Genomic DNA, 23,125 nt, shown 5'->3' with positions numbered 1-23,125 from the left:
CTAAAGGGTAAGAAATCCTAGAGATTGGTGGAGGGTTATGAGTAAGATTTTAAAATTAAAATTTTTTTGCCAGGTATCCAAATAATTTTGACTATTGTGGCAGTATTAATAGACCAAAGTTTTAATCATGGGCTTGGCGAGGGAGTAAATCAAGTAAGAGCCAATCTTGTAAGTAATATTGAATTTTTCATTAAGCTCTTTCTTGGATACGATGATATCGTAAATTACAACTTTAGATTAATAACAGTGTTATTGGCTATTGGCTTTTGGTATTTAGTTGGTTTAGCGATTGATAAGTTGATAAAACATTTCAGATAAAACGTCGTTCAGCTAACGAAGAACTATAGTTGAATGAACACCTAGGAAATGAGGCTGCCGGTATGATCGGTGGCCTTCATTACGTTAATGGGCAGAATAACGCAACTAAGTTAGTTGAAAATACGTCTTATATTCAAGAGAAAAAAGAGGTTATTTATCGGTTTCAAGAAGGGAAATTGAGGTGGAATTGGTGTCAAATCATAGGATTTTATTTGCAATATCAGTTGTCATTCTATTAGTTTCAATTATATTGACATGGATTTTTGCCATGACTGGTTTTAAACTAAATTTTTCGGGAGGCTTTGGCGAGAGTCGAATTCCCATTCAATTGATTAAAAAAGAGAGTTTGTATTGGAACGGTACAATAGCTTGTCTCACTGCTATCGTATCAACTATCTTCGCTATCATGAGTAAATCAAAAGTGTACATTACCGTCAATTTGACAGTTATGATTATTTTGAACGTTGCAAATTTGTACACATTGTCATTTTTAAAATCTTACCCAATCGGCAATATCGCTTATATTATCCGAAATTGTATTTCATAAAAAACAAGAGCATAAGAAAAGGTTGGATTGTTTATTGAACTCAATGGATAACGAGAGCTAAATATATAAAGCTAACTAGTGGTACTACCTTCGCTTAGACATTTACATAAAAATGGTAATAGTCATTGATTGACTGAAATTACATTATTAAATGTTCATAATGCCAAGTTCATTTAAAAAAGGGGTCTTTATGAGAAAGAAAATAAAATTATCTATTATATTCATTCTCATTGTTATAATAGCTTTTTTGGGTTATTCTTCTGCAAAAAAAGAAGCTATTTCTGTTGCGTTTCATGGTGAAGAAAGTAATTACGTTGTAACTGGTACTGAAATAGTTTGGTTCAAATTAACTCCTTATTGGAATGTTGGATACCTACTTAACGGAGTAGAAGGAAACATCCTAATTGACCCCCTTACAAAAGAAATCGTGGGAGAAGCTAATATGCCATAATATCACCTATCGAGCTGTTATGTTATGGTCTAAAACTGAGGCTCACATGGAGGACGTAGATATCAAAAAAAGATCTTCAATCGAAAAGTCAGAATGGTCGGTTACACGAGAAGAAAGTTTTGAAAAGTATTGTTTTGAGATTGTCTTTGGGTTTGGAGATAAGCTCCAGATTGAGAACAAGAAGGTCTATGTCGTTAAAAATGGCGAAGCAATTGAAGTGACGGTGCCACAAAACATTGAACATTTTGGTACGAGGCCTGGCTCGGATTAAGGGCTTTTTACAGTATCGATTAGAATTAGATTGTTAGTTCAACTAACGAAGAACAATAGTTGAAAGGCAACCGGCAGCCGCGACAACGGCAGCCGATTCCGCTGCTACGTGTCATTTCCATCTCCGCTGATTACTAGCGAGCGATTGTTATTACATCTTATTAACTTATCTGCGGTAAGTAGATGGAAAACTCTGTCCCTACGTCTTTCTCACTGTTGATTTGCACTTTTCCCTGTAAATTGCGAATTATCTGTAAGCTCACCATCATACCAAGACCTGTCCCACTTTCTTTTAGTGAGTAGAATGGTGACCCTAACTTATCAATCTGATCCTTTGTCATCCCGATCCCTTGATCCTTAACGCTTATCTCAATAAACCCATCGATTTTTGGAGCGCAGGTCAACCAAATTGTCCCGCCGTTCGGCATTGACTCAATAGCATTCTTCAGGATATTAATGAGTGATTGATTCAGCTTCTGAGGATTAGCATGAATCCAACAGTCATCATGATAGACCGCTTTTATCTCGACATTGCGAGACAAGGCGTAGGTTTGAATAATATTTTCTAAGCGACGTAGCTCGGACGCCACTTCAATCGGTGGATTCTCGGTTGTTATTGGTTTTCCAAACGCCAACAGATCATTAATAATGGCATTTGCACGATCTATTTCATCAATAGAGTATTTAATGTACTCCTTCATTTTATCAGATAGTTCCGGTTGATTTAGAAGCTGAAGGAACCCTCGAGTAATCTGCATTGGATTTCTGATTTCGTAAGCGAAGACGCTTGTTAAATCACTTATGACCCGGACCCGTTCCGCCTCTGATTGCAGCTGCTGATTCTTTAGGATTATTTCCTTTATATTTTCGATTAACGAAGTGAAGAACCATACAACCACAACAATAAAAATTAGATGAATTATCTGTACCTGAAAGACCTTAAGTGAAGCTCCTCTTAATATTGAAGACCATGTTAGTCCAGCAAGACAATAGTATATGGAAAGTATGAGCGCAATTTGTATTCTCTTATTTTTCTTTCCTTTAACGAAGATCTTTTGAAAGAATAAGAAAGCCGGCATGGCAGTTAAGATTGTCAGAATAGTATTATAGAATCCCAGATCGATTCCAAGAAAAAGTCGGTATAGGATGATAAGCGCAGATAGAAATAACCCTGTTCTCGTACCAATGTATAACGTCCCTAGCAGTAAAGGGACGATTCTAATATCCAGACTGATATAGGAGTTAACATTAGTCCGAAAGGACATACATAAGAGGATGGATAGCCCACATAGTGCGGACGCGATGATCTTTTCGATTTTATTTCTCTTCGACTTCTCCTCAAAAAAAATGTGATAAGTGAATATTAGTATTGTTATAAGCGCTAATTGCAGCAACAAATCTTTGATTTCGTTCATATTACGTTCCATCACCTTTTTAAATAAGTGCTAGCATTTTCTTTTTCGTAGCTGTTGTATGTAATTCGACAATTTCTTCTAATTCCCTTCTACTTTCGCTCACATCAGAATGTTGAGATCAACGTTTCAATCATTGCCCCTCAGACCTGATGACGAGAGGGCAATCTGCCGCGATCCTTCACATATGCGCAGCGCGTTTCCCCTAGGGGTTGCCTTTTTTCCGCTAACGCAGAACTATAGTAATAAAAGCATGAAAAGTCTTTAAAGAATTAGGAGGCATTAGTGATGCTAAGATGCTCATGGTGTATGAAGAAAATTAAAGAAGAGAGGCCCTGCTACGGTCTAAATGTCAAGTTTGCTTCGGGAGTTGATTTTGACGAGAAAGATGGAAGAATAATTTCATTATATTTAAAAACTAGAAATACAAGTGTTCCTTTAATAGTTGTGGCCGATGATTCAGAAGCAAAAAGAAATGGACAGGATGGGATCTTTGCACTTTGTAGTGAGAACTGTGCAACTAAGATGAAAGAAACAATTACAAAAGAATTAGAGCTATTTTCAGGTGAAAGCAGTATGGTACGTTTATAAAACAAGCGGACTCTAAACATTAAACCAACAGATCGATAATTGAACAAATAACGCAGAATGGCTGCCGCCAATAAATCCGGCAGCCTATTCAGCTCCCTCAGAGAATAAGGCAATGGGACCGCATTCGAAATAAAGGACTGAATTGCTCGATTAACGACTCCCATGGCCATCCATGCGGGAGATCCTGCATTGCGTCATCTAGCCCGGTTATAGTCAGTCAGCCGGCGTTTCCGATATTGTCGCGCGGTTCGCCGGAGATGAAATCATCGTACTGGCATGTGATCGCGGACAGAGTAGCCTCATCACGATCATTGAGGCTACTCTGTCCGCGAACCTGCTTCGGCTTGAAGACGGGAACGAGTTATCGATCACCGTAGTATCGGATCCAGCCATTTTCCGAAAAATGCCTTTGAGCTCTATAAGCGAGCGGATAAACGCATGTATCGGATGAAGGAAGATGCTATGCCGAATACGAAAAAAAGAAGTCGACCATCTCGTGGTCGACTTCTAATTATTCTATTGCGCGGTCAGGATTTGTGGACCTTCAGCCGTGATGGCGATCGTATGCTCGTATTGGGCGGCGAGCTTGCGGTCCAGCGTCCGCGCGGTCCAGCCGTCCGGATCGATTGTCATGAAGTAGGTGCCTTCGGTGATCATTGGCTCGATCGTGAACACCATGCCTTCCTTGATGCGGAGGCCTTTGCCGGGCTTGCCGACATGCATATAGTTCGGGGCCTCGTGCAGGTCCCGGCCGATGCCATGCGCGAGTAGGTCACGCACGACGCCGAATCCGTTCGATTCGGCATGCCGCTGGATGGCGCTCGTTACGTCGCCGAGCCGATTGCCGGGCTGCGCCTGCGCGATACCGAGGTCAAGGCATTCCTTCGTGACGCGCATCAGCTTCTCGGCTGTCGGTGAGATCTTCCCGACCGCATAGCTCCAGGCTGAATCGCCGAGCCAGCCGTCGAGCTCCGCGACCGTGTCGATAGTCACGATATCGCCCTCCTCAAGTGGTTTATCTCTAGGAAAGCCATGTGCGATCACGTCGTTGACGGAGGCACAGGTCGCATATTGATAGCCCTTGTAGCCCTTCGTGTAGGGTTTGGCGCCGTGCTTCAAGATAATGTCCTCGAAAATGCGCTCAATCTCGTTCGTCATGATTCCCGGTTTGATGAGCGGGGCGATCGTGCGATGGCATTCGGCCACCACTTGGCATGCCTTACGGATAGCCTCGATTTCATGCTTGCTTTTTAAGATGACCATGTTCGTATCAGGACTCCTTCGTAATAGCTTGCATCGCGAGTTTGGCGATTCGATCGACGTCCAGCTCGGAAGTGCCCGCATAGTAGTGCAGCCCGCAGCAGCCGACCAGCACGGCAAGCATATGGTCGACGCTGTCGTCTTCGCGCTGGGCGATCGATTGGAGCGGAACGTACAACCGTTCCATGAATCGTCTCTTGGTGGAGTTCCGATCCCTCTCAGGCATGCCTGCATAATGTTCCGCCGCCATTTTGTAGACGAGATATGCGCGGGCGTCCGACTGCCACAGCCGGAGGAGCGCCTTGCAATACGTCAACATCTGCCTATCATCCTGGCCGCCGCCGTAGATGTTTGCCCATTCTGCCAGGGCTTGCTCGCATCGCTCGAAGCCGCTGCCTAGCACATCTTCTATTAACATATGTCGGTTGGGGTAATAATGGTATACCGTGCCGTAACCGATCTCGGCCTCGCGGGCGACGTCGCGAATATCAAAGCTGCCGCCCGTATGGAAGTAGGTGCGCGCGGCGGCGTCAAGGATCTGTTCACTGCGCTGCATGCGGATGAGCTCATTTTGTTCTTTGGTACGGGGGCACATGGACGCGTACACCTCCTTGTATAGACCTGCAAATTTGTCGATATAAACATAGTAACGCATGGGGCAGGGATATGCAAATTATCTGTTAGAGAAATAAAGTTATTTAATTGAAATAAAGTTCTTTAGTGAACTGAACAAAGACAGAACTCCAGGCAGGTAGTTTCGGAGGAGGTAGGGTGTGCGACGGTAGCAGCATTAACGGGAAACGTTTGTTCAATAAGAAATCAGGACGAGGCTGCCGGCATGAATAGGCAGCCTCGTTAAAGTAACGGGCAGGCTTGCGTGGAAGTTACTGGTAGATATCCAGTTATATTTGATATAATGGTTCAAACTATATAAGGGGTTATTGATATGCAAATTTGGGAAATGACAAATGTATCAGATAAGTTTCACAGCCTGATACTTACAGAACAAAGCACCGAAATGTTGGGATATAAATGCACCAATATTTTCAGAACGTGCGGTTACAGCTCTTGCTAATTTTTTAGAGAATACTTCGCAAGTATTACCATTAAAGCATGAAAAAGAGAAGTTTTACGCAATTAATATTTTGAACATTGTTGACGGATTCGATAAACAAAAATCAAAGATCAAATATTTCAATTCTGGTAAAATTATGAATATTGAAGAGTATTTTTTTCATTGCGATAAAATAGTGAATCAACACATCTTTAAAATACCAGAAAGACTAAAAAGCACTGTATTTGTTTCAGATGTATTTGTACAAGCGGTAAAGGATCACTCCTTAAAGGGATTCATTTTTAAAGAAACTGGTTTAACATTGTCTAAATGAATACAAAGAGCATTCAACTAACGGAGAACGATAGCTCCATGACGAAGCTGCCAGCACAGATCGGCAGCTTCATTACACTAACGTGCAGGATAGTTAAGATCATTTCATCTGAATTAAAAACCAGCTTCTTCTTTTGGAGGGGCTGGTTCTTTCTTTTTATATCTTGTAATGCTCTTTCCAGAATAGCGTCCACGTACGGATTCATATAAATGCTAAAAAGGCAGTCGATCATCTGGTCGGCTGCCCATGTTTATTCAGATTAGAGCTTGTGCTTTTCAATAAACGAATGAATCCTTCGTAATCCTTCGCCAATTTCCTCTTCTTTCAGCTTCCCATAGCCTAAAACAATCTTACCGGGATGCCGGCCTTTATTCCTTGCATAATCATCGAACGAACTAAGACGTACACCATAAGCATCTATTTGATGCCAATCGATTTTTCCGTATAACTCCGGTCGAAATGCGATTTGAACGTGCATGCCTGCTTCATCCCCCAAAATCTGAGCTCCATCATTGAATAAACGTTGACATTGCTCTGTCAGGAAGATCCGCCTCTTTTTATAGATACCTTTCATTTTGTGGATATGCCGATCCAAATGTCCATCCTCCATGAAGCGAGCTAAGGCAGCTTGGGTGATGCCCGATGTGCTCAGATTTAAATCGATCCTCGTTTGAACAACTTGATCAATCAGTGCGGGAGGAACGATGAGAAAACCAATTCTCAGTGCTGGCGATAACGTTTTACTGAACGTGCCTGCATAGATAACGCGAGAGGGGGCCAGGATCTGAAGAGGAGGAATGGGACTGCCCTTATGCCGGAACTCGCTATTATAGTCATCTTCCACTATATAATGCCTCGTTGCTTCAGCCAGTTTTACAACCTGTCGTCTCCGCTGAATCGAGAGAATGCTGCCTGTTGGGTATTGATGGGAAGGAGTAAGAATAATTAAACCACTGGTGTCCGAGTTGGGAATCTCGTTGATTACCATGCCTTGACTGTCAACTGGGACGGGGTAGATCTCATAGCTTAATCTTTGAAAGATATCAGCTATAAATCCAATCGTTGGTTCCTCCACATAAACCGTTCGAAAAAGAGCCGAGAAGCTGGACGCAAGCAGAAGAGCACCATCCGACGTTCCAGAAGTGATGATGATTTGGTCTTCGCTGCAACGAATCCCTTTAACGCGGTATACATAACGTGCAATTGCCTCTCTAAACACTTTATTTCCTTGAACGTCTCCATAATCAAACACAAAGTCCTGCCCATTTTCCATGATCTCCCGCACATACTTGCTCCAAAGTCTGCGTGGAAAATGCCTCAAATCAGGCGTACCCGCATCAAAATCGATATATTCGTTCTCTTTCATACCCAAGTCGGGGGGCGAAGACTGCGGTACTGGAGGTGGCGGCGGCAACCGAACCGGCGAGGTTTGAATGTCTTCGGCGATGTACGTTCCAGATCCGATGTGGGTAAACAAATAGCCTTCTGCGGTTAACTGCTCGTAAACCTCGATCACGATGTTCCGTGCTATGCCCAACTCCTGGGCCGCCTTACGTGTTGGCGGTAATTGAAGACCAGGGGCGAGCGCCCCGTTCTCAATATTTTCGCGTAAATAAGCGCATAATTGCTTTGTTATGGAACCAACACCTGCTGTAGGATTAAATCCGAACAATCATCCTTCCCCTCCTAATTGGTTCCTAAAATGAATCGGTTTTTGGCTCTTATGATTACCAATAGTTCTTATTATACTGAACTAGAACACAAGAACAAAGGAGATGAGGAATAAAATGAAACGAAAATTAGGAAGATCCGGAATAGAAGTAAGCGCGCTGGGTATAGGCGGTTGGGCAATCGGAGGTCCTTGGCATGATGCACAAACAGGTGAGCCATTCGGCTGGGGCGATGTCGATGATCAAGAATCGATTGCCGCGATCCACTGTGCGATTGACAACGGCATTACCTTTATCGACACATCGGATAATTATGGTGCAGGACACAGTGAGCGGGTGATCGGCCAGGCATTAAAGGGTCGGCGATCCGAGGTGACCCTTGCCACCAAATTCGGTTTTGTTACGAATGAGCAGACCAAGGAGGCTACTGGCCAAAATGCAAGCCGCGCTTACATCAAACAAGCCTGCGAGGCTTCGTTGCGAAGACTTGACACCGACTATATTGACTTGTATCAATTCCATCTGGGCGATTATCCGGTACATCTGGCTCAAGAGGTTTTGGAAGTGCTCGAGGAGCTTGTAACCGAGGGCAAAATTCGCTTTTTCGGCTGGTCTACCGATTTACCGGACCGTGCCCGATTTTTTGCTCAAAGCCCGTATTGTGCAGCCATTCAGCATGATATGAATCTATTTCTTGATAATGCCGAAATGATACGACTCTGTGAGAAACATCACTTGGCAAGCATCAATCGAGGACCTCTTGCAATGGGTCTGTTGACAGGCAAATACTCCGATGTAGTGACTGTCGCAGACCCTAAGGATATCCGGCACAGAAACGATTTAGATTGGTTGACTTATTTCAAAGATGGCGTGCCTTCTTCGACGATGATCCGCCAATTGATGAGCATCCGAGACATTTTGACCTCGAATGGCCGGACACTCACCCAAGGTGCTCTAGCTTATCTTTGGGCGAGAAGCGAAACGACGCTTCCTATCCCAGGTTTCCGCAAAGTGAAACAGGTGACAGAGAACGCGAAAGCATTAGAATTCGGTCCGTTAACCCAAACTCAGGTGCAGCAAATCCAACAATTGATGACGGAGCAGTCCATTCATTCAAAGCATTGAATATCTCGTTATGCTGAACCACAACAGAACAAGTTGAAGGGCTGCATTGGCAGCCTTTTTCTGTGCGAAATGGTTGGTTCTGCGCATTTACTTTAATAACTTGAGAGTTGATCTCGTTCGCGGCTGTTACCTGTGTAAACACATTTTCTGGCGTAACAATTCGTTTAGGCAGTGTGCTTCCTTTCAATACTTCCTTAACAGCTTGTATGAGATTAGGACCCAACAGAGGGTTGCATTCAACAACGAAATTGATTTTCCCCTCATTCATTTTCTCGAGTGCTTTACGCGTCCCATCGACCGTAACTACAACGATATCTTTTCCTGGAATTAAGCCATACTCTTCTATCGCTTCAAGTGCGCTTAGAGTCATATCATCGTTGTGTGAATATAGAACCCGAATTTCCCTTCCACTTTCTTGTAGAAACTTTTTCATCACTTCTTTTACCTTTGCAAAAGTAAAATCAGCATTAGCGCTATCTAAAAATCGAAAATTTTTGCGCATCAATATAACATCACGCAAACCCTATGGAAGGTGTTGACCTTTCCGTACCTCTTAACTCCACAGCCAGTGGACTCACCTGTTTTTGGAAATTTATCTAATAAATATTTCCCGGTTTTACGGGTGGCACGAATACAAATTTGGGGGCAAGCTCTAATATCGGGCATAAGGTAGTCGATGAGGGACAGAACCAAATGCCAAAAGAAATGCCCAACAATTTTGATTTCATGGTTCGTTTCGGTTATGGAGAGGTTACTAAAAATGAAATAAATACCTATCAAGATACGGTTACAAAAGATTTGATAATCAACGGGAATGCAATTGCAAACATTACTTTTACCATGGAAGAAATGCGTAGTATTTATGAGAAGATGAGAGAGATAAATATCATGGGGACAAAAGAGTTAGTACACACCAATATGAATTGTTTTAAACACCTTATAGTATGAAGACATTCCATCGAACTGGCAAAGCGTGGCTACAAGGTCACTGGAGTCGATATATCATCAGGAATGCTTTTGGAAGCTAAAAAAATGGCAAGTGAAGCGAATGTAAATGTCGAATGGATTCATTGTGATGCGGTAAAATACTCACCAACAAAGTCGTTTGACGCTGTTATCTGTCTTTGCGAAGGGGCTTTTGGTTTAGTTGGTAGAGATGAGGAGCCAGTTGAACATGATTTGGCAAATAAAAATATCTCTGACGCACTGGAGCCAACGGGTCACTTTGTACTTACAACCTTGAATGCATATTCTAAAATTCGCAAACTTACTCAGGAGAACGTTGATTCCGGCAGATTTAATCCTATAACCATGGTTGAGCATTATATGGATGAATGGGATTTGCCCGAAGGGAGAAAACAGGTTGAGGTTAAGGAACGTAGATACCTCCCTTTTGAATTGAAACAGATGTTTTCTCAGGTAGGTCTGAAGGTTGAGAACATTTGGGGCGGCACGGCAGGTAATTGGAAGCGTCAAAACATTAGTTTAGATGAAATTGAAATTATGGTTGTAGCTACAAAAGGATAAAGGAAACGGGGATTGCTGTATTTAAGGCAATCCCTATTATTGTTGTTTATTGCGCTAACGCAGAATGACAGCTTCATAACAAGATCTATCAGGCTGCCGGTGATAAATTCGGTGGCCTATTGCGTTAACGGGCAGTTTAATGGAATTTTAAGGTCATTAAGGAAGGTGCATATATAGTGAGAAGTATGAGATGGAGATGCACTATGAGCGTCGTAATAAGAAATTGCACTACGGGAGACTATGTATGGTAGACCCACTTCTTGAAAGTTGGCAATCAGGTTTAGCTGCGATGAACATGACCCAGACGTTCGTCACGCTGCTATCGATGGTGATGTTTTCGTATAATCCTTTTTTACCATGTTAGCTCATATCAAGTGTTGTATTGTTAAGTTATGAATAGGAGGGGAGGAGAGTTAAACACTGTTTTGATAACGGAAAGCAATTAGTAAAATAATAAACAAAGGGCTATCCAGCGGATGGCTGCCTTTAAGAAAGGGAGTATCTGTGCAAATAGAATCGCTTATATATAGCGATAAGTTGTGGCAAGTCGTTGCTGAGTATGCGCAAGAATGTTCATGGAGAGCAGGAGCCACTTTAGCGAAACAAATGGAAGAATGCGATTTTTCAGACTGGGAAAGAGTTTTTGCCGCACTTGATGGTGATCACATTGCTGGTTATTGCACTTTAGCAAAAACCGACTGCATACCTGATATTGCCTATTCACCTTATATCGGATTCGTGTTTGTGGGAGAGCAGTACAGAGGCAATCGATTAAGCGAAAAGTTGATTTTATCTGCCTTGGCATACGCGAAGGGACTGGGTTTTGATAAAGTATACCTTATCAGTGACCATATTAATTTGTACGAAAAATATGGCTTCATGAAGGCAGATGAGAAAGAAGCACCTTGGGGAGCAATGGAGACCATTTTTATGCACCTGACGTAACGTGCTGCACCCTAACAAAGGGCAGTCCAGCAAAGGATAGCCCTAAAACTAGCGTGTGGAACCGTAAACCAGGGCATTTAGCTAACGCAGAACGGTAGTGGAGGAGCTTGAAGCGATGCAGCTCCTCCTCTTTCATTAAAGTAACGAGCTGGAAAAGTTTAACAATAGTTATTCTTTACCAATCTAATCCAAATTAATTTGCTATCATGTTAGATAGTTAGGCAATTATTTGGGTTCATCTTAATACTTGGGAGGAAAACACGTCACGGTTATGAGTATACCCATTCGAATCCGTCCGATGACACAGAATGACATTGATTTGATATATAAGGGGTTGTCTGGTCATGACATAAGCAAACCTCGTGATTATGTTAAGAGATGCTGGGAAGAGAACCAAAGTATAGAAAGAGTCACACTCTTAGCGTTTTATGAGAGTGAGTTTGTAGGATGGGGACATGTTGTATATAAATCTAAATATCCTTATTTTGTTGAAAACGGCATACCTGAAATTCAAAACTTTGACGTCATCCCGCCATTTAGGAAACGTGGTATAGGAAGTATATTGATTAAGGCTCTTGAAGAAAATGCTTTCGCTAAGTCGAATACTATTGGGATTGGATTTGGGCTATATGCTGACTATGGAACTGCACAAAGGCTTTACATAAAGCGTGGTTTCATCCCCGATGGTAGAGGAATAATATACAATAACATGCCTGTCGAACCTGGAAGTCAAGTTCGTGTAGATGATGATTTGGTCTTGTTTCTGACAAAATCTAAATGAAAATAAGGAGTTCTTCATATGGTTTTTCGTGTACTCTGAGTAGCATGTTTGTACTTGACCGTTAAACTAACGGATACGTTAGTTGAATCGACGCGACGGCAGCCAGCAAAACCGTTCGGCTGCTTTACTGGCAGGATTGTTGAGTAAAATAGATCTCTACCGATACTTGAAATTAATTAGATGATACAATCAATATTAATATTGATTCAGGTGGTGCAGGGTATGAAAGATGATATCTATTTATATAATCTCGCACGTTGGGAAGCGTTGGCTAAAGCAAATGCTTTGTTCACGCGTCCAAAGCTTGATCTTGATAAAGAGACAGCTCGTGATTATTTGGGATTGGATCGGCTAGGAGTTAAAGGGGATTTATCCGGAAAGACTGTTCTTTGTTTGGCAAGTGGTGGAGGACAGCAGTCAGTTGCATTTGCTTTGCTAGGCGCCTTTGTCTCGGTCTTTGACATTTCCCCATCCCAATTAGAACGTGATAAGGCTGCAGCAGAACATTATGGGGTTGCCATTAGTTTATTTCAAGGTGACATGCGGGATTTATCTTGTTTCGACAGTGATTCATTTGATATAGTTTGGCATCCGTATTCCCTTACATTTGTTCCAGATTCACGAGTGGTATTTCATGAAGTATCTCGTATTCTCAAAGCGGGTGGGCTATATCATCTAATGTGTGCTAATCCTTTCTTCTCAGGGTTAACTCACAATGACTGGAATGGGGATGGATACACATTAAAACATCCCTATGAAGAAGAAACTGTGACATCTTATCCAGATCAAGAGTGGGTGTATGATCAGTCCAAGTCCCCTATTAAAATACAAGAGCCGAGAGAATACAGGCAATCATTAAGCAGAATTATGAATGGATTAATTAATGAAGGGTTTCTTCTTGCTTACTTCTCTGAAATTAAAAGTAATGATCCTGAGTCATTGCCTGGCAGTTGGGGACATTTTGCAGATATAGCACCACCTTGGATTGAATACATCTGGTACTACTATCCAAATATTATAAATCGGATGCCCGGATCTCATAAAAACACGGACGCGACGATTCATACAGTCCAACTGCCGCTAAAGTTTGCCTAAAATGGGTAATCAAAATGGGGAATCGACCTAATGCGGAACCATCAACTTGATCGTATATTGATATTACCCAGCGCACGCAATCTGCATACTCATTCATTCGTTACCCCCTCATTTAAAATAAACAAAAACGGCCCGTGTTCGCATGAATTTTGCGATAGGCCGTTTTTGTTTTTCTTGATCCAAATATGAAGAAAAGGCATTGAGAGGTTTGACCACTCGTAGCCTTTTCTCTTGATGGATTAAGAAACCTAAATTGCAAAAGCTGATGTGATGATTACCAAAAGAATAAAAAGAACCAAGACGAATGCTACGTTACGACCCATACCATAACCTTCTGCTGCTACACCATATCCCATGTTTTACTCATTCCCCTCAGGTGATTTTTCACTACGGTATAAATATATGTTCGGTACATAGTGCTTGCTTGTACGTATGCCATTGGGAGGCAACCGCCGAGTCGAGGTGCGGGATCGGGCTAAGCGGCATTGCGCTAACGGGCAGTTTAACTACATAAGGATTCCCGGACTTTTCAATTCTGGTATGTGGAATATTATGTTAAAATTTATGAGTGTGAGTACATTTCAGATAATGAACCCACAGGTGGTGGATGAATCAATCTCTTCATAATTTAATTTATGGGGCAAAAGAGGGATGAATGTGGCTTTTAAATTTCTGGGTTTTGACTTCATAAGTGGTGAAGAAATAGATTTGGTTATTGAAAAGAGAGTTCCAGCAGATGAAGAAAAGGGTTTCGTCCCTGCTTATAAATACAATATTGTCTTAAACGGCTCATCGGAAGAGGCGGGAAAGATTGTTGTTCGAATTGGCAATAATGAAAAACTTTATTTTGGTGGACACATCGGCTACTCAGTAATCGAAAGATTTAGAGGTAATCATTATGCAGCAAAGGCTTGTAATCTAATTAAGCAAGTAGCAGTAGCACATGGTATGGAAAAAATAATCATTACTTGTAATCCAGACAATGAACCATCAAGAAAAACATGTGTATATATTGGTGCAAAACTTATTGAAATAGTTGACCTACCTCCACATAATGACATGTATCAAGAAGGTGAACGTCAAAAATGTATATATGAATGGGTATTAATAACTGCCTAGAGGAGCTGGATATTCATTTTCTCTTTATCATTATTTAGTTTCACCAAGGTCTGGTCGTTCAGCTAACGTAAGAAGGATAGCTTCATAACTAGATCTAGCAGGCTACCGATAATAAATTCGGTGGCCTATTCCGCTACCGGGCAGTGAAACGCAACAATTTCTAATAACGGCACTTGAAAATTCCCCATAAACAGCAGACACTCTTCCTCAAGGGGGAGAGAGATAATGATCAAGAATAGGGAGTATTTCGTGATCCAACATGGGGTAGTACCAGCGAAGCTGTCACCAAGTGCCAACCTCCATCTGATAATCGACCGTGACCGTGAGGATCGGCGTTTGCGTCTCATGGCGCTCGCAATGGCCGCACATGCTCCACGAGCTTGAGTTATGGCGACACCACTGCAATTTTACGACGGATTTCCATGGTCATCTCATGCAGCGGACCCCCGCAGTATTTAGGGTGCTGAACAGTTATGGTATATGATACAATTATAGAATCAGACTTCAAAATACATCAAGTTATGCGTCTTAATCGCAGCAAGGAGGGCTTTATTTTGTCAGTACATAATTACAACTATTCAGGTTATCTTTTGGTGCATTTTATCGGGGAACAGACTGACGGCGAGCAGGTCTATTTCTCCTACAGTGAGGACGGCCTGCATTGGAAAGACCTGAACGCGGGCTTGCCGGTTCTGCGTTCCGAACTGGGGGAAAAGGGCGTGAGGGATCCGTTTTTAGTGCGCTCGCCCAAGGAGGACAAGTTTTATCTGATTGCCACGGATCTCCGCATTGCAAACGGAAAGGGCTGGTCCGCTGCGGCGACTGAAGGAAGCCGCGACATTATCATTTGGGAATCCGCCGACCTGGTGCATTGGTCTTCACCATGGGCAGTCACGCTTGGCGTACCGGGTGCCGGCTGCGTCTGGGCGCCGGAGGCTATTTATGACGAAGCCTCGGACGATTTCTTGGTGTTTTGGGCCTCCGCGACGCAGGAACCGCATGAAAAAGAGCGGAAACAAAAAATCTATAGTGCTCGCACCAAGGATTTTCGCAGCTTTACAGTCTCTGAAAAGTATATTGAACGGGAGAACCATATCATTGACACAACAATAATTGCCCACAATGGTGCCTATTACCGTTTTTCCAAGGATGAAACGACGAAGAATATCCGGGTCGAAAAAGGCACATCACTGGATAAAGACTCATTCACCAGTCTGAACGCTCCGGTTTTGGAAGAATTGTTAGGAGTGGAAGGCCCGCAAATTTATAAGCTAGGCGACCGCAAGGAGTGGTGCCTTATTGTGGATCGCTTTGCGGAAGGAAAGGGTTACCTTCCCCTACTGACCTCCGACCTTGAAAGCGGTGAATTCCGGGTTCTGCCGGAAGGGTCGTTCGATTTGGGGAAAACCAAGAAACGCCATGGCGGTGTCCTCCCGATTACCGATGATGAATGCAACCGCCTTCTGGCGGCGTTCGGCGATGGGCATCAGGTGCTGCCCGGACAATTCGCCGACCCAGATCTTGCGAAGTTCGGCGACCGTTATTACCTATATCCCACAACCGATGGCTTAACGGGCTGGTCGGGCACGCAATTTCATGCGTTTTCTTCCGCTGACATGCGTATTTGGAAAGACGAAGGCGTGATTCTAGATCTTGCGACGGAAGACGTAACCTGGGCTGTCGGCAGCGCATGGGCTCCGGCCATTTCCAGCAAAAACGGTAAATATTACTTCTATTTCTGTGGCAAAATGGAAAGCGAAGTGAGCGCAATAGGTGTTGCGGTTGCCGAAACTCCGGCAGGGCCGTTTCGTGCGCAACCGGAGCCGCTTATTACCATGGAACAGATGAAGCGTCTGGGAATCGCCATGGGCCAGGCCATTGACCCATCCGTCTTTATTGAGGATGACGGTACGGCTTACCTGCTGTTTGGAAATGCACACCCTGCAATCGTACAGCTCGGCGAAGATATGGTATCCGTAATTGAGCATACGATGAAGAATCTTGTCGGCTTGCACGACTTCCGGGAGGCGGTCACCGTTCTCAAGCGAGGCGGGGAATATCACTTCACGTGGTCTTGCGACGACACTGGCAGCGAGGATTACCACGTGAACTATGGCACGGCAGAGCATCTTTACGGGCCGGTAACTTACCGCTACCCGGTTCTTGTCAAAAATAAGGAAAAGGATATGCTTGGCACCGCTCATCATTCTATTCTCCAGGAGCCGGGCGCCGATAAGTATTGGATTGCGTATCACCGGTTTGTCACGCCGCTGACCCGGTTTACACAAGGAAAAGGCTATCATCGCGAAGTCTGCATAGACCCGCTAACCTTCGGCGAAGATGGGCTGATGCAGCAGGTGCAGCTGTAGAGGATGTTGCACAAACGGGGCGGCGAAACGCCTCCCCCGCATATAAAACTAAAACACATTATATGTAACCTGATTAATCTTATGAATATTTCGTGGTGCGGGTTTGTGGCGAATTAAGTTGGGGGTATGGATCGAGATGACTTTATTTTTGGTGCGTAGGGAGTACTCCAATATATAAATTTCTTCAAAAGGGACGTTACCCTGTCACCTTTTCGATAATTGCTATAAAACGAATGAATTAATAGCTGCAGCAAAAGATAAATCCCCGCTGATCGGTTTGATCAGTAGGGATTTATTTTCTATTACTTCAGGAATCATTGAACTACTCTGAAAGTAACGATCAATATGCGAATTTTTCAGTATTCCGTGGTGCACCGTGAGGGGCATGGATGGCTATGGCCCCATTTTGAATAAGGTCTTTGCAAATTTGGAGACTCCTTCATATCGATATTGAAATGCCAAAACCTCTCGGGCGGTGGCTTTTTTTGCGCGATTATGCTCAAAAATGATTGAACTAACGGAAACGTTAGTACAATCACAGGCCGAAACAGCAGCTGCAGTCTAAGACTTTAATTTTCACGTCTTATTCGGCTGCTGTTTCTTTTATTGAACCAGTCTAAAACTTATTTTGCGAAGGCTGCCGAATTTATACTGGAAAAATCAAGTTATATTAATAACTCCAGTCTAAAACATTATTTTCATTAGACATTGTTTATTCAACTAACGCAGAAATATAGTTGAGTTAGCAGAGTTTACGTGGAACTGCAGAAAAATAATTTTAATTGTGTAAGGAACTAATGAGCACATGATACAAGAACTAACTGAAACGTATGTATAGCGGGTCTTACATCTTTCAACAAAGCTGATCGAATCAATTAGGATAATGAAGATCGGCTACTTTAAATTTGCCCCTATCAGGGGCTTTTTTCACTTTCAGTCGCTCTCCCATGTTCATCCGTATTCATTTTGTTCCATTCAGTTATATACAGGAAAACGGTTGTTTGCCACGCATATTTGTCCAAACCTTTCTTATGAATCTATCATAGAATATATCATTCCAAAAGAAAGGGTGATAGATTTGGCAAACACAGACGTAAGGCTCCAACTTTTCTCTGGCAATAATTTTACAAATCGGCGGATTGTTCTTAGACGTGGAGGTGTAGCAGTTCGAGATTTGGGAGCATTTCGTTTTGATAACGTTCTTTCCAGTTTCCGTCTAAGAAATGTTTCAACCACAGATTCTGTGACACTAGTTTTGTTTTCACGAATTAACTTCCAGGGATCCATTCGCATATTTCGTGGACGCCAAAACGTGTCGAATTTAGGTAATTTCAATAATCTAACTTCTTCTTTAATTTTAGTAGGACGCAACCTTACAAATTCCCAAATTCAACAGATCCAAAGTACCGGTAGACCTCCTCGTGATATTTTAGTTATCAGACAATAACAGATAGGTGAAAAGGGCACAGGCATGTGCCTTTTTTTCATTATGAACCTTCAGATTAAAATCTTCATACAAACTATCAAACTGATCTAAGGCAAGCCAATTTACTTTTTCCTCCTTTGGATCAGAAATGTATTTTGATTGAGTTTACAGAAGAGAAGGCAATGATGGCCTTATTTACTTTTTTCCTAAGCACTACACTACATAAGACTTGTAATGGCGTCTGAACTAACGGGCAGGATAATGGGAATAAGTGGATTGTAATAGGGGATCGATCAAGAAATGAGGGATTAAGATGTGCTGTCCATTCTACTTTCCTGAAATAGATCAAGAACAAAGTATCGTTCTTAGAGTTCTGTGAAAATAAAGTGTCAGGCGCAATTTCTCTTAATTCTTCGTATTGTTTTAATACAGTATAATCTAAATTTTTCCTCTCAAACAGCCGATTCCCGTGTCATAAGGATTAAAGTGCACATATATGCATCCCTAAATTTTGTGAAGAAAAATTTAAGTCAACGGGGCTGCGCGGCTTCATGTCTTTAATGAAGATAAGAGCATTCTTATGTATACTTAATAATAACCGGAACGAATAGGTAAGCAACTAAAGGAGATCCATACGTAATGAAATCTGACCGTATAAAATTCCCGCCGGGATTTTGGGTGGGATTACAACAATTGGGAATTGCCCCACACGACGTAGCTCGCAAAGCGCGGCTGCCGCTCACCATTATAACAGAACCAGCTGGAGCCACCGCCGACCAATATTTCAGAATCTGGCAAGCATACTCCGAACTCGTTGGTGACACTGCCTTCGGAATCATCAAGCTTGTAACCGTCTTTGAAACGACACAATACCCACCGACCGTCTTAGCGACCTACCATGCTCGTGACTATCGCGACGCCCTTAATCGAATGGCCCGGTACAAACAACTGTGCCCTCCGGAAAGCTTGCGTATAACCGAAGAGGGCGAGCGCTGTACAATCGAATTGGAATGGATGCGTAGCGAGCAACCCGGACCGTCAGTGTTGGTAGGAACCACGCTGGCCTTTCTTCTAGAGCTTGGGCGACGGGGCACGGGCCAGCATTTAACTGCACGATCCGTGGAAATTTCTCAGTCGTTGGGCGATGTAAAAGCCCTTGAAGCTTACTTCGGGTGCCCTATCCGGACTGGTGCAACCAATAACCGATTGACGCTGCACCGAAGAGATCTGGACCGCCCCTTTATTTCGTATAACAAAGAGTTGCTGGAGATCCTGACTCCCGTATTGGATCGATCATTGGATGAACAGCGCAGCCGTTCAATCCCCGAGATGGTCAAGTGGATCTTGAAGCGCAGCCTAGCCGGAGGGCGCCTTGACATTCGGGCTGTGGCGAGCGAGTTGGACATGAGCGATCGTACACTGCAGCGCCGTCTTACCGACGAAAGCACAACTTTCAAGCAGCTGTTGACACAGGCTCGGCATGAACAGGCTTGTGAATACTTGGCAGATCCCAAACTCGATATAAAAGAAGTGGCTTTCTTAATTGGATATGAAGACCAGAACTCGTTTTACCGCGCCTTTCGCCTTTGGGAAGGCGATACTCCTTCAAATTGGCGTTCCGAATATTTAAGGGCAAACCAGCCATCATAGAATCCCTATCCTTACCCCTTCCACGTAGGGCTAGCATTTTTCCGGGTTTCATTAATTGGCGGGTTAAACAAGAAATTTGGCGTTGTACGCTAGTTACCGAACGATCCAGACAAAGTAATATTATCTCTATCCGGAGCACAAGAATTTTCAACTTGCCGTGAATGATAATAAAGGAGACATATGTTATGGATATGGGATTAAGGAACAAAACAGCTTTAGTAACCGGATCAACGAAAGGTATAGGGAAAGCAATTGCCATTGAACTTGCCAGAGAAGGCGTCAATGTCCTCGTTAATGGACGGTATAATGAAGAGGTAGAACGAACCGTAAATGAATTGAAATCGGAGTTCACGGCTACCTCTCCTCAGAATGCTACAGCCGATATTGTGGATATGCAGCAAAGAGAAGCTTTATTTGAGAAATATCCCCATGTCGATATTCTGGTTAACAATATGGGTATTTATGAAATCATGTCATATGAGGACGTTGACGATGAAGTATGGGAAAAATACTTCCGAACGAATGTCCTTGCCGCCAATGGATTATCCAAATTTTATTTGCCTAAAATGTTGAATAGCAATTATGGACGAATAATCTTTATTGCAAGTGAAGAAGCGATTATGCCTTCAGGGCAAATGCCTCAGTATTGTATGACCAAATCCATGTTATTGTCACTGTCAAAAATCTTATCTAAACTAACGATAGGAACGGAAGTCACATCCAATACAATCATGCCAGGACCAACGCTTTCCGAAAATGTATATCAAATCATTGAAAGTTTGTTTCCTGATGAGATGGCATTTTCGGAAAAAGAGAAAAAATTTATGGCTGCAAACCTGCCCCAATCCGAAATACAGCGGTTTATCAAGCCTTTTGAAATAGGCAGGCTGGCTGCATTCGTATGCAGCCCTTATGCATCCGCATTTAGAGGTTCTCCGATCCGTATGGACGGGGGCATGGTGCCTACAATTTTTTAACATAAACTCTATTTCGACTATAGAACGGAGAACGTTAAACAAAGCAGATCGCGTCATTACTTTTTTTCATTGAAGTAAAGGGTGAAAATTATTATATAACTTTGACCATAAGAAGGGGAAATCAATGAAAATTAATTTAATGATTTTTATTTCATCGGTGAAAGAACAAAAAGAACATAACAAAACGGAATTTGTGATGAAAACATTTGAATCTAATATTCGTCCTGTTAAAGGGGACATAATAGATGACCCAGGATTCCATAATGGATATGAAGTTGTAAAAGTTACTATCCATTATGATTCAAATGAATGCTATGTTTCTCTACAACCACTTGTGTTGGAAATGGAAGACATTAAAGTAGAAACCTATCTAGACAAACTTAAAGGACACGGTTGGCGTGTTGTCTCAAAAGAAGAACTAAAAAGTATGTAAGTAGAGGCGGAAATTCTGGCCCAAGATACTTGTCATAAAAGAAAGGACAAGTCGTTCCGATTAACGCAGAACGATAGTTCAATCGAAAAGGGCTACGTGTATGGTTATTGCTATGCATTTAAGAGAAGTCAAAAGGAGAGGTTCTTGTGGATTTTCACTATAGTAGCCATTTATCCAATTGTGTTGATCTGTTTGAGCTTTATGATTCCGTAGACTGGAATAGTTATCTGCAATTATCAAAGGAAGATTTAGAAAAAGCAGTAGTCCAAAGCTGGTATGTCATTAACGCTTACGAAAAAGAGAAATTAATAGGTACTGGACGTGTGATCTCAGATGGTGTGATTAATGCCTGTATATGCGGTATCGTCGTCCATCCAAGTTATCAAAAACAAGGAATTGGAACTGAAATAGTTCAAAAGCTAGTTGAAAAATGTCGTGAAGGGAATCTTCATAGCCACGTAAACCAATTCGAATGAATGAAAGAGACGACGAGTTCTTTGATGTTGAATTATCTAAATGTAATAACTTCGATGAGCAACTGAGGCTAATATCATTTAGAAAAGAGATATTATAGTAGCTGATTAGAAGAAGGCATTATCTTCTGATAACATATACTAGCGTGGCTTAGATGGATTAGTCAGTTGAATTTTATTGAACTAACGGTGAACGTTAGTTCAATAAAACAGCGGCTTCTAGGACTTTATTTCACGTCCCTGGCTGCCGTTGTTTCTATTATTGGGTTCAGTCTAATATTTGTTTTCCTTGAACACTAACGTGAATTGGCGTCATGCCGGTTGAGGCGATGATCTTTAATACTTTTATAAAATATAAAGAACATAATATTGATGTAAAGAAGAAATGGATATTCAACTACAGACCACCATAACTTCCACCCATTGTAATAAAAGTAACCGGAAAGAAGCGAGAAATATTCAAATACAATGAGTACGACAGTTACACAAAAAACGTAAATGATAGATCGTTTCCTGTTATTCCAAGGATAGAAGTTAAAAAAGATAAGAATGGCCGCCGGGAATAAGCCCAATATAGGGATTAGAGACAGCCAGTCAACTCCATGGTTGAAGAATCCGTACAAGTTATATTTTAAATTTAGATAAATGTCAACCTGTTGTTGAAACACAAGCGCAAATAGAATAATGACTAACATATCGCTTGGCATGCGCGAGGTCGTGCGCTCGGAGAACGATGGCTACGTGCTCGAATTAAAGGATCCCGTAATCGATTACGTGGAATTCGAAAAGCAAGCGGAGAAGCTAGAATCCATTGATGCCTCGAATGTGGATAGAGCGATGCAAATCGAATGGCTGTATACAGGCGATCTGTTCGGGGACAAAGCCTATGTGTGGGCCACTTTCGAAACGGAGCGCTATGCAAGGTTGTATGCGTCGTTTTCAGTAAAGCTTGCCGCAGCGCTAATTTCCTTGCGGGATATGAATGCTGCGTCCAAGCTGCTGCTCAAGCTGAACGAGCGCTATCCGTTTGACGAATCTGTTGTACGTCTGCTGATGACGATACGCAACCAGACCGGGGACAAAAAAGGATTGACCGTTCTGTATACCGGTTATGCTCGGCTTCTTAGCCGGGAGCTTGGCATTCGTCCTTCTGAGGAACTAACACAGCTATACGAGATGTTGGTAAGCCGATTTGACAGAAAATAAGTTAATTACATAGTTTTAAAAAACCGCGAGGCTTGATGCTACGCGGTTTTGCTCAGGGCAAAACGAATATACATCAACATATGAAGACAAAA

The 23,125-nt window shown here is 42.5% G+C and carries 22 protein-coding genes and 1 pseudogene; 18 read left to right on the top strand and 5 right to left on the bottom strand.

Annotated features, from left to right (window positions below; translation table 11 throughout):
• Positions 1 to 1,055: 1,055 nt before the first annotated feature.
• Together QFZ78_RS12515 and QFZ78_RS12510 are read left to right on the top strand one after the other, a co-directional pair.
• Positions 1,056 to 1,316, top strand: coding sequence for a hypothetical protein (locus QFZ78_RS12515; protein ID WP_307547891.1), 261 nt, complete (start codon positions 1,056 to 1,058; stop codon positions 1,314 to 1,316).
• 46 nt (positions 1,317 to 1,362) lie between these two features.
• Entirely contained in the window at positions 1,363 to 1,587 is a 225-nt protein-coding gene (locus QFZ78_RS12510) for a hypothetical protein (protein WP_307547889.1), read from the top strand.
• Between the two features lie 160 nt (positions 1,588 to 1,747).
• Here QFZ78_RS12510 and QFZ78_RS12505 read toward each other — a convergent pair whose 3' ends face one another.
• Entirely contained in the window at positions 1,748 to 3,001 is a 1,254-nt protein-coding gene (locus QFZ78_RS12505) for an ATP-binding protein (RefSeq protein ID WP_307547888.1), read from the bottom strand.
• A gap of 306 nt (positions 3,002 to 3,307) precedes the next feature.
• Between QFZ78_RS12505 and QFZ78_RS12500 the strand changes: the two genes are divergently transcribed.
• Positions 3,308 to 3,589, top strand: coding sequence for a hypothetical protein (locus QFZ78_RS12500; protein ID WP_307547887.1), 282 nt, complete (start codon positions 3,308 to 3,310; stop codon positions 3,587 to 3,589).
• 516 nt (positions 3,590 to 4,105) lie between these two features.
• On the opposite strand, the gene map is transcribed toward QFZ78_RS12500, so the two are convergent.
• On the bottom strand, positions 4,106 to 4,852 hold the full coding sequence (gene map, locus QFZ78_RS12495) for a type I methionyl aminopeptidase (RefSeq protein WP_307547885.1): 747 nt from the start codon (positions 4,850 to 4,852) through the stop codon (positions 4,106 to 4,108).
• Positions 4,853 to 4,859: 7 nt separating this feature from the next.
• Positions 4,860 to 5,444: a TetR/AcrR family transcriptional regulator gene (locus QFZ78_RS12490; RefSeq protein WP_307547883.1), complete on the bottom strand. Its 585-nt coding sequence runs from the start codon at positions 5,442 to 5,444 to the stop codon at positions 4,860 to 4,862.
• 433 nt (positions 5,445 to 5,877) lie between these two features.
• Between QFZ78_RS12490 and QFZ78_RS38535 the strand changes: the two genes are divergently transcribed.
• Complete coding sequence (locus QFZ78_RS38535) at positions 5,878 to 6,237, top strand: imm11 family protein (protein ID WP_373461116.1); 360 nt, start codon at positions 5,878 to 5,880, stop codon at positions 6,235 to 6,237.
• A gap of 259 nt (positions 6,238 to 6,496) precedes the next feature.
• Here the strand turns inward: QFZ78_RS38535 and pdxR are convergent, their stop codons facing one another.
• A complete protein-coding gene (gene pdxR / locus QFZ78_RS12485; RefSeq protein WP_307547881.1) occupies positions 6,497 to 7,909 on the bottom strand; it encodes a MocR-like pyridoxine biosynthesis transcription factor PdxR in 1,413 nt (470 codons plus the stop codon).
• Between the two features lie 115 nt (positions 7,910 to 8,024).
• On the opposite strand from pdxR, the gene QFZ78_RS12480 reads away from it, so the two are divergent.
• Positions 8,025 to 9,032 (top strand): aldo/keto reductase, encoded by a 1,008-nt coding sequence (locus QFZ78_RS12480; protein WP_307547880.1) that lies wholly within the window; start codon positions 8,025 to 8,027, stop codon positions 9,030 to 9,032.
• 238 nt (positions 9,033 to 9,270) lie between these two features.
• Here the strand turns inward: QFZ78_RS12480 and QFZ78_RS38530 are convergent.
• Positions 9,271 to 9,465, bottom strand: a pseudogene (locus QFZ78_RS38530) (ABC transporter substrate-binding protein); the annotation flags it as partial.
• A gap of 260 nt (positions 9,466 to 9,725) precedes the next feature.
• Between QFZ78_RS38530 and QFZ78_RS12475 the strand changes: the two are divergent.
• The 13 genes from QFZ78_RS12475 to QFZ78_RS12415 all read left to right on the top strand — a co-directional run bounded on the left by QFZ78_RS12475 (position 9,726) and on the right by QFZ78_RS12415 (position 23,033).
• Complete coding sequence (locus QFZ78_RS12475; protein WP_307547878.1) at positions 9,726 to 9,980, top strand: hypothetical protein; 255 nt, start codon at positions 9,726 to 9,728, stop codon at positions 9,978 to 9,980.
• A 9-nt stretch (positions 9,981 to 9,989) separates the two neighbouring features.
• On the top strand, positions 9,990 to 10,559 hold the full coding sequence (locus QFZ78_RS12470) for a class I SAM-dependent methyltransferase (RefSeq protein ID WP_307555644.1): 570 nt from the start codon (positions 9,990 to 9,992) through the stop codon (positions 10,557 to 10,559).
• A gap of 504 nt (positions 10,560 to 11,063) precedes the next feature.
• Positions 11,064 to 11,504 carry a GNAT family N-acetyltransferase gene (locus tag QFZ78_RS12465; RefSeq protein WP_307547876.1) on the top strand — a complete coding sequence of 147 codons (441 nt, stop codon included), beginning with the start codon at positions 11,064 to 11,066 and terminating at the stop codon, positions 11,502 to 11,504.
• A gap of 271 nt (positions 11,505 to 11,775) precedes the next feature.
• On the top strand, positions 11,776 to 12,285 hold the full coding sequence (locus tag QFZ78_RS12460) for a GNAT family N-acetyltransferase (RefSeq protein WP_307547874.1): 510 nt from the start codon (positions 11,776 to 11,778) through the stop codon (positions 12,283 to 12,285).
• Between the two features lie 222 nt (positions 12,286 to 12,507).
• Positions 12,508 to 13,380, top strand: coding sequence for a class I SAM-dependent methyltransferase (locus QFZ78_RS12455; RefSeq protein ID WP_307547872.1), 873 nt, complete (start codon positions 12,508 to 12,510; stop codon positions 13,378 to 13,380).
• Positions 13,381 to 14,037: 657 nt separating this feature from the next.
• Positions 14,038 to 14,499 (top strand): GNAT family N-acetyltransferase, encoded by a 462-nt coding sequence (locus QFZ78_RS12450; RefSeq protein ID WP_307547870.1) that lies wholly within the window; start codon positions 14,038 to 14,040, stop codon positions 14,497 to 14,499.
• A 249-nt stretch (positions 14,500 to 14,748) separates the two neighbouring features.
• Positions 14,749 to 14,883: a hypothetical protein gene (locus QFZ78_RS12445; RefSeq protein WP_307547868.1), complete on the top strand. Its 135-nt coding sequence runs from the start codon at positions 14,749 to 14,751 to the stop codon at positions 14,881 to 14,883.
• Positions 14,884 to 15,053: 170 nt separating this feature from the next.
• The gene (locus tag QFZ78_RS12440) at positions 15,054 to 16,868 is read left to right on the top strand and encodes a glycoside hydrolase family 43 protein (RefSeq protein WP_307547866.1); all 1,815 of its coding nucleotides are present in this window, start codon (positions 15,054 to 15,056) and stop codon (positions 16,866 to 16,868) included.
• A gap of 2,065 nt (positions 16,869 to 18,933) precedes the next feature.
• Complete coding sequence (locus QFZ78_RS12435) at positions 18,934 to 19,944, top strand: AraC family transcriptional regulator (RefSeq protein WP_307547864.1); 1,011 nt, start codon at positions 18,934 to 18,936, stop codon at positions 19,942 to 19,944.
• Positions 19,945 to 20,129: 185 nt separating this feature from the next.
• The gene (locus tag QFZ78_RS12430) at positions 20,130 to 20,921 is read left to right on the top strand and encodes an SDR family NAD(P)-dependent oxidoreductase (RefSeq protein ID WP_307547861.1); all 792 of its coding nucleotides are present in this window, start codon (positions 20,130 to 20,132) and stop codon (positions 20,919 to 20,921) included.
• Between the two features lie 124 nt (positions 20,922 to 21,045).
• On the top strand, positions 21,046 to 21,354 hold the full coding sequence (locus QFZ78_RS12425) for a hypothetical protein (RefSeq protein WP_307547860.1): 309 nt from the start codon (positions 21,046 to 21,048) through the stop codon (positions 21,352 to 21,354).
• 146 nt (positions 21,355 to 21,500) lie between these two features.
• Positions 21,501 to 21,830, top strand: coding sequence for a GNAT family N-acetyltransferase (locus QFZ78_RS12420; RefSeq protein ID WP_307547858.1), 330 nt, complete (start codon positions 21,501 to 21,503; stop codon positions 21,828 to 21,830).
• A gap of 681 nt (positions 21,831 to 22,511) precedes the next feature.
• Positions 22,512 to 23,033 carry a bacterial transcriptional activator domain-containing protein gene (locus QFZ78_RS12415; RefSeq protein WP_307547857.1) on the top strand — a complete coding sequence of 174 codons (522 nt, stop codon included), beginning with the start codon at positions 22,512 to 22,514 and terminating at the stop codon, positions 23,031 to 23,033.
• Positions 23,034 to 23,125 lie beyond the last annotated feature (92 nt).

This window comes from Paenibacillus sp. V4I5 (assembly GCF_030817255.1).
GTDB lineage: Bacteria > Bacillota > Bacilli > Paenibacillales > NBRC-103111 > Paenibacillus_E.
This window is presented reverse-complemented; position numbering and strand designations above follow the sequence as displayed.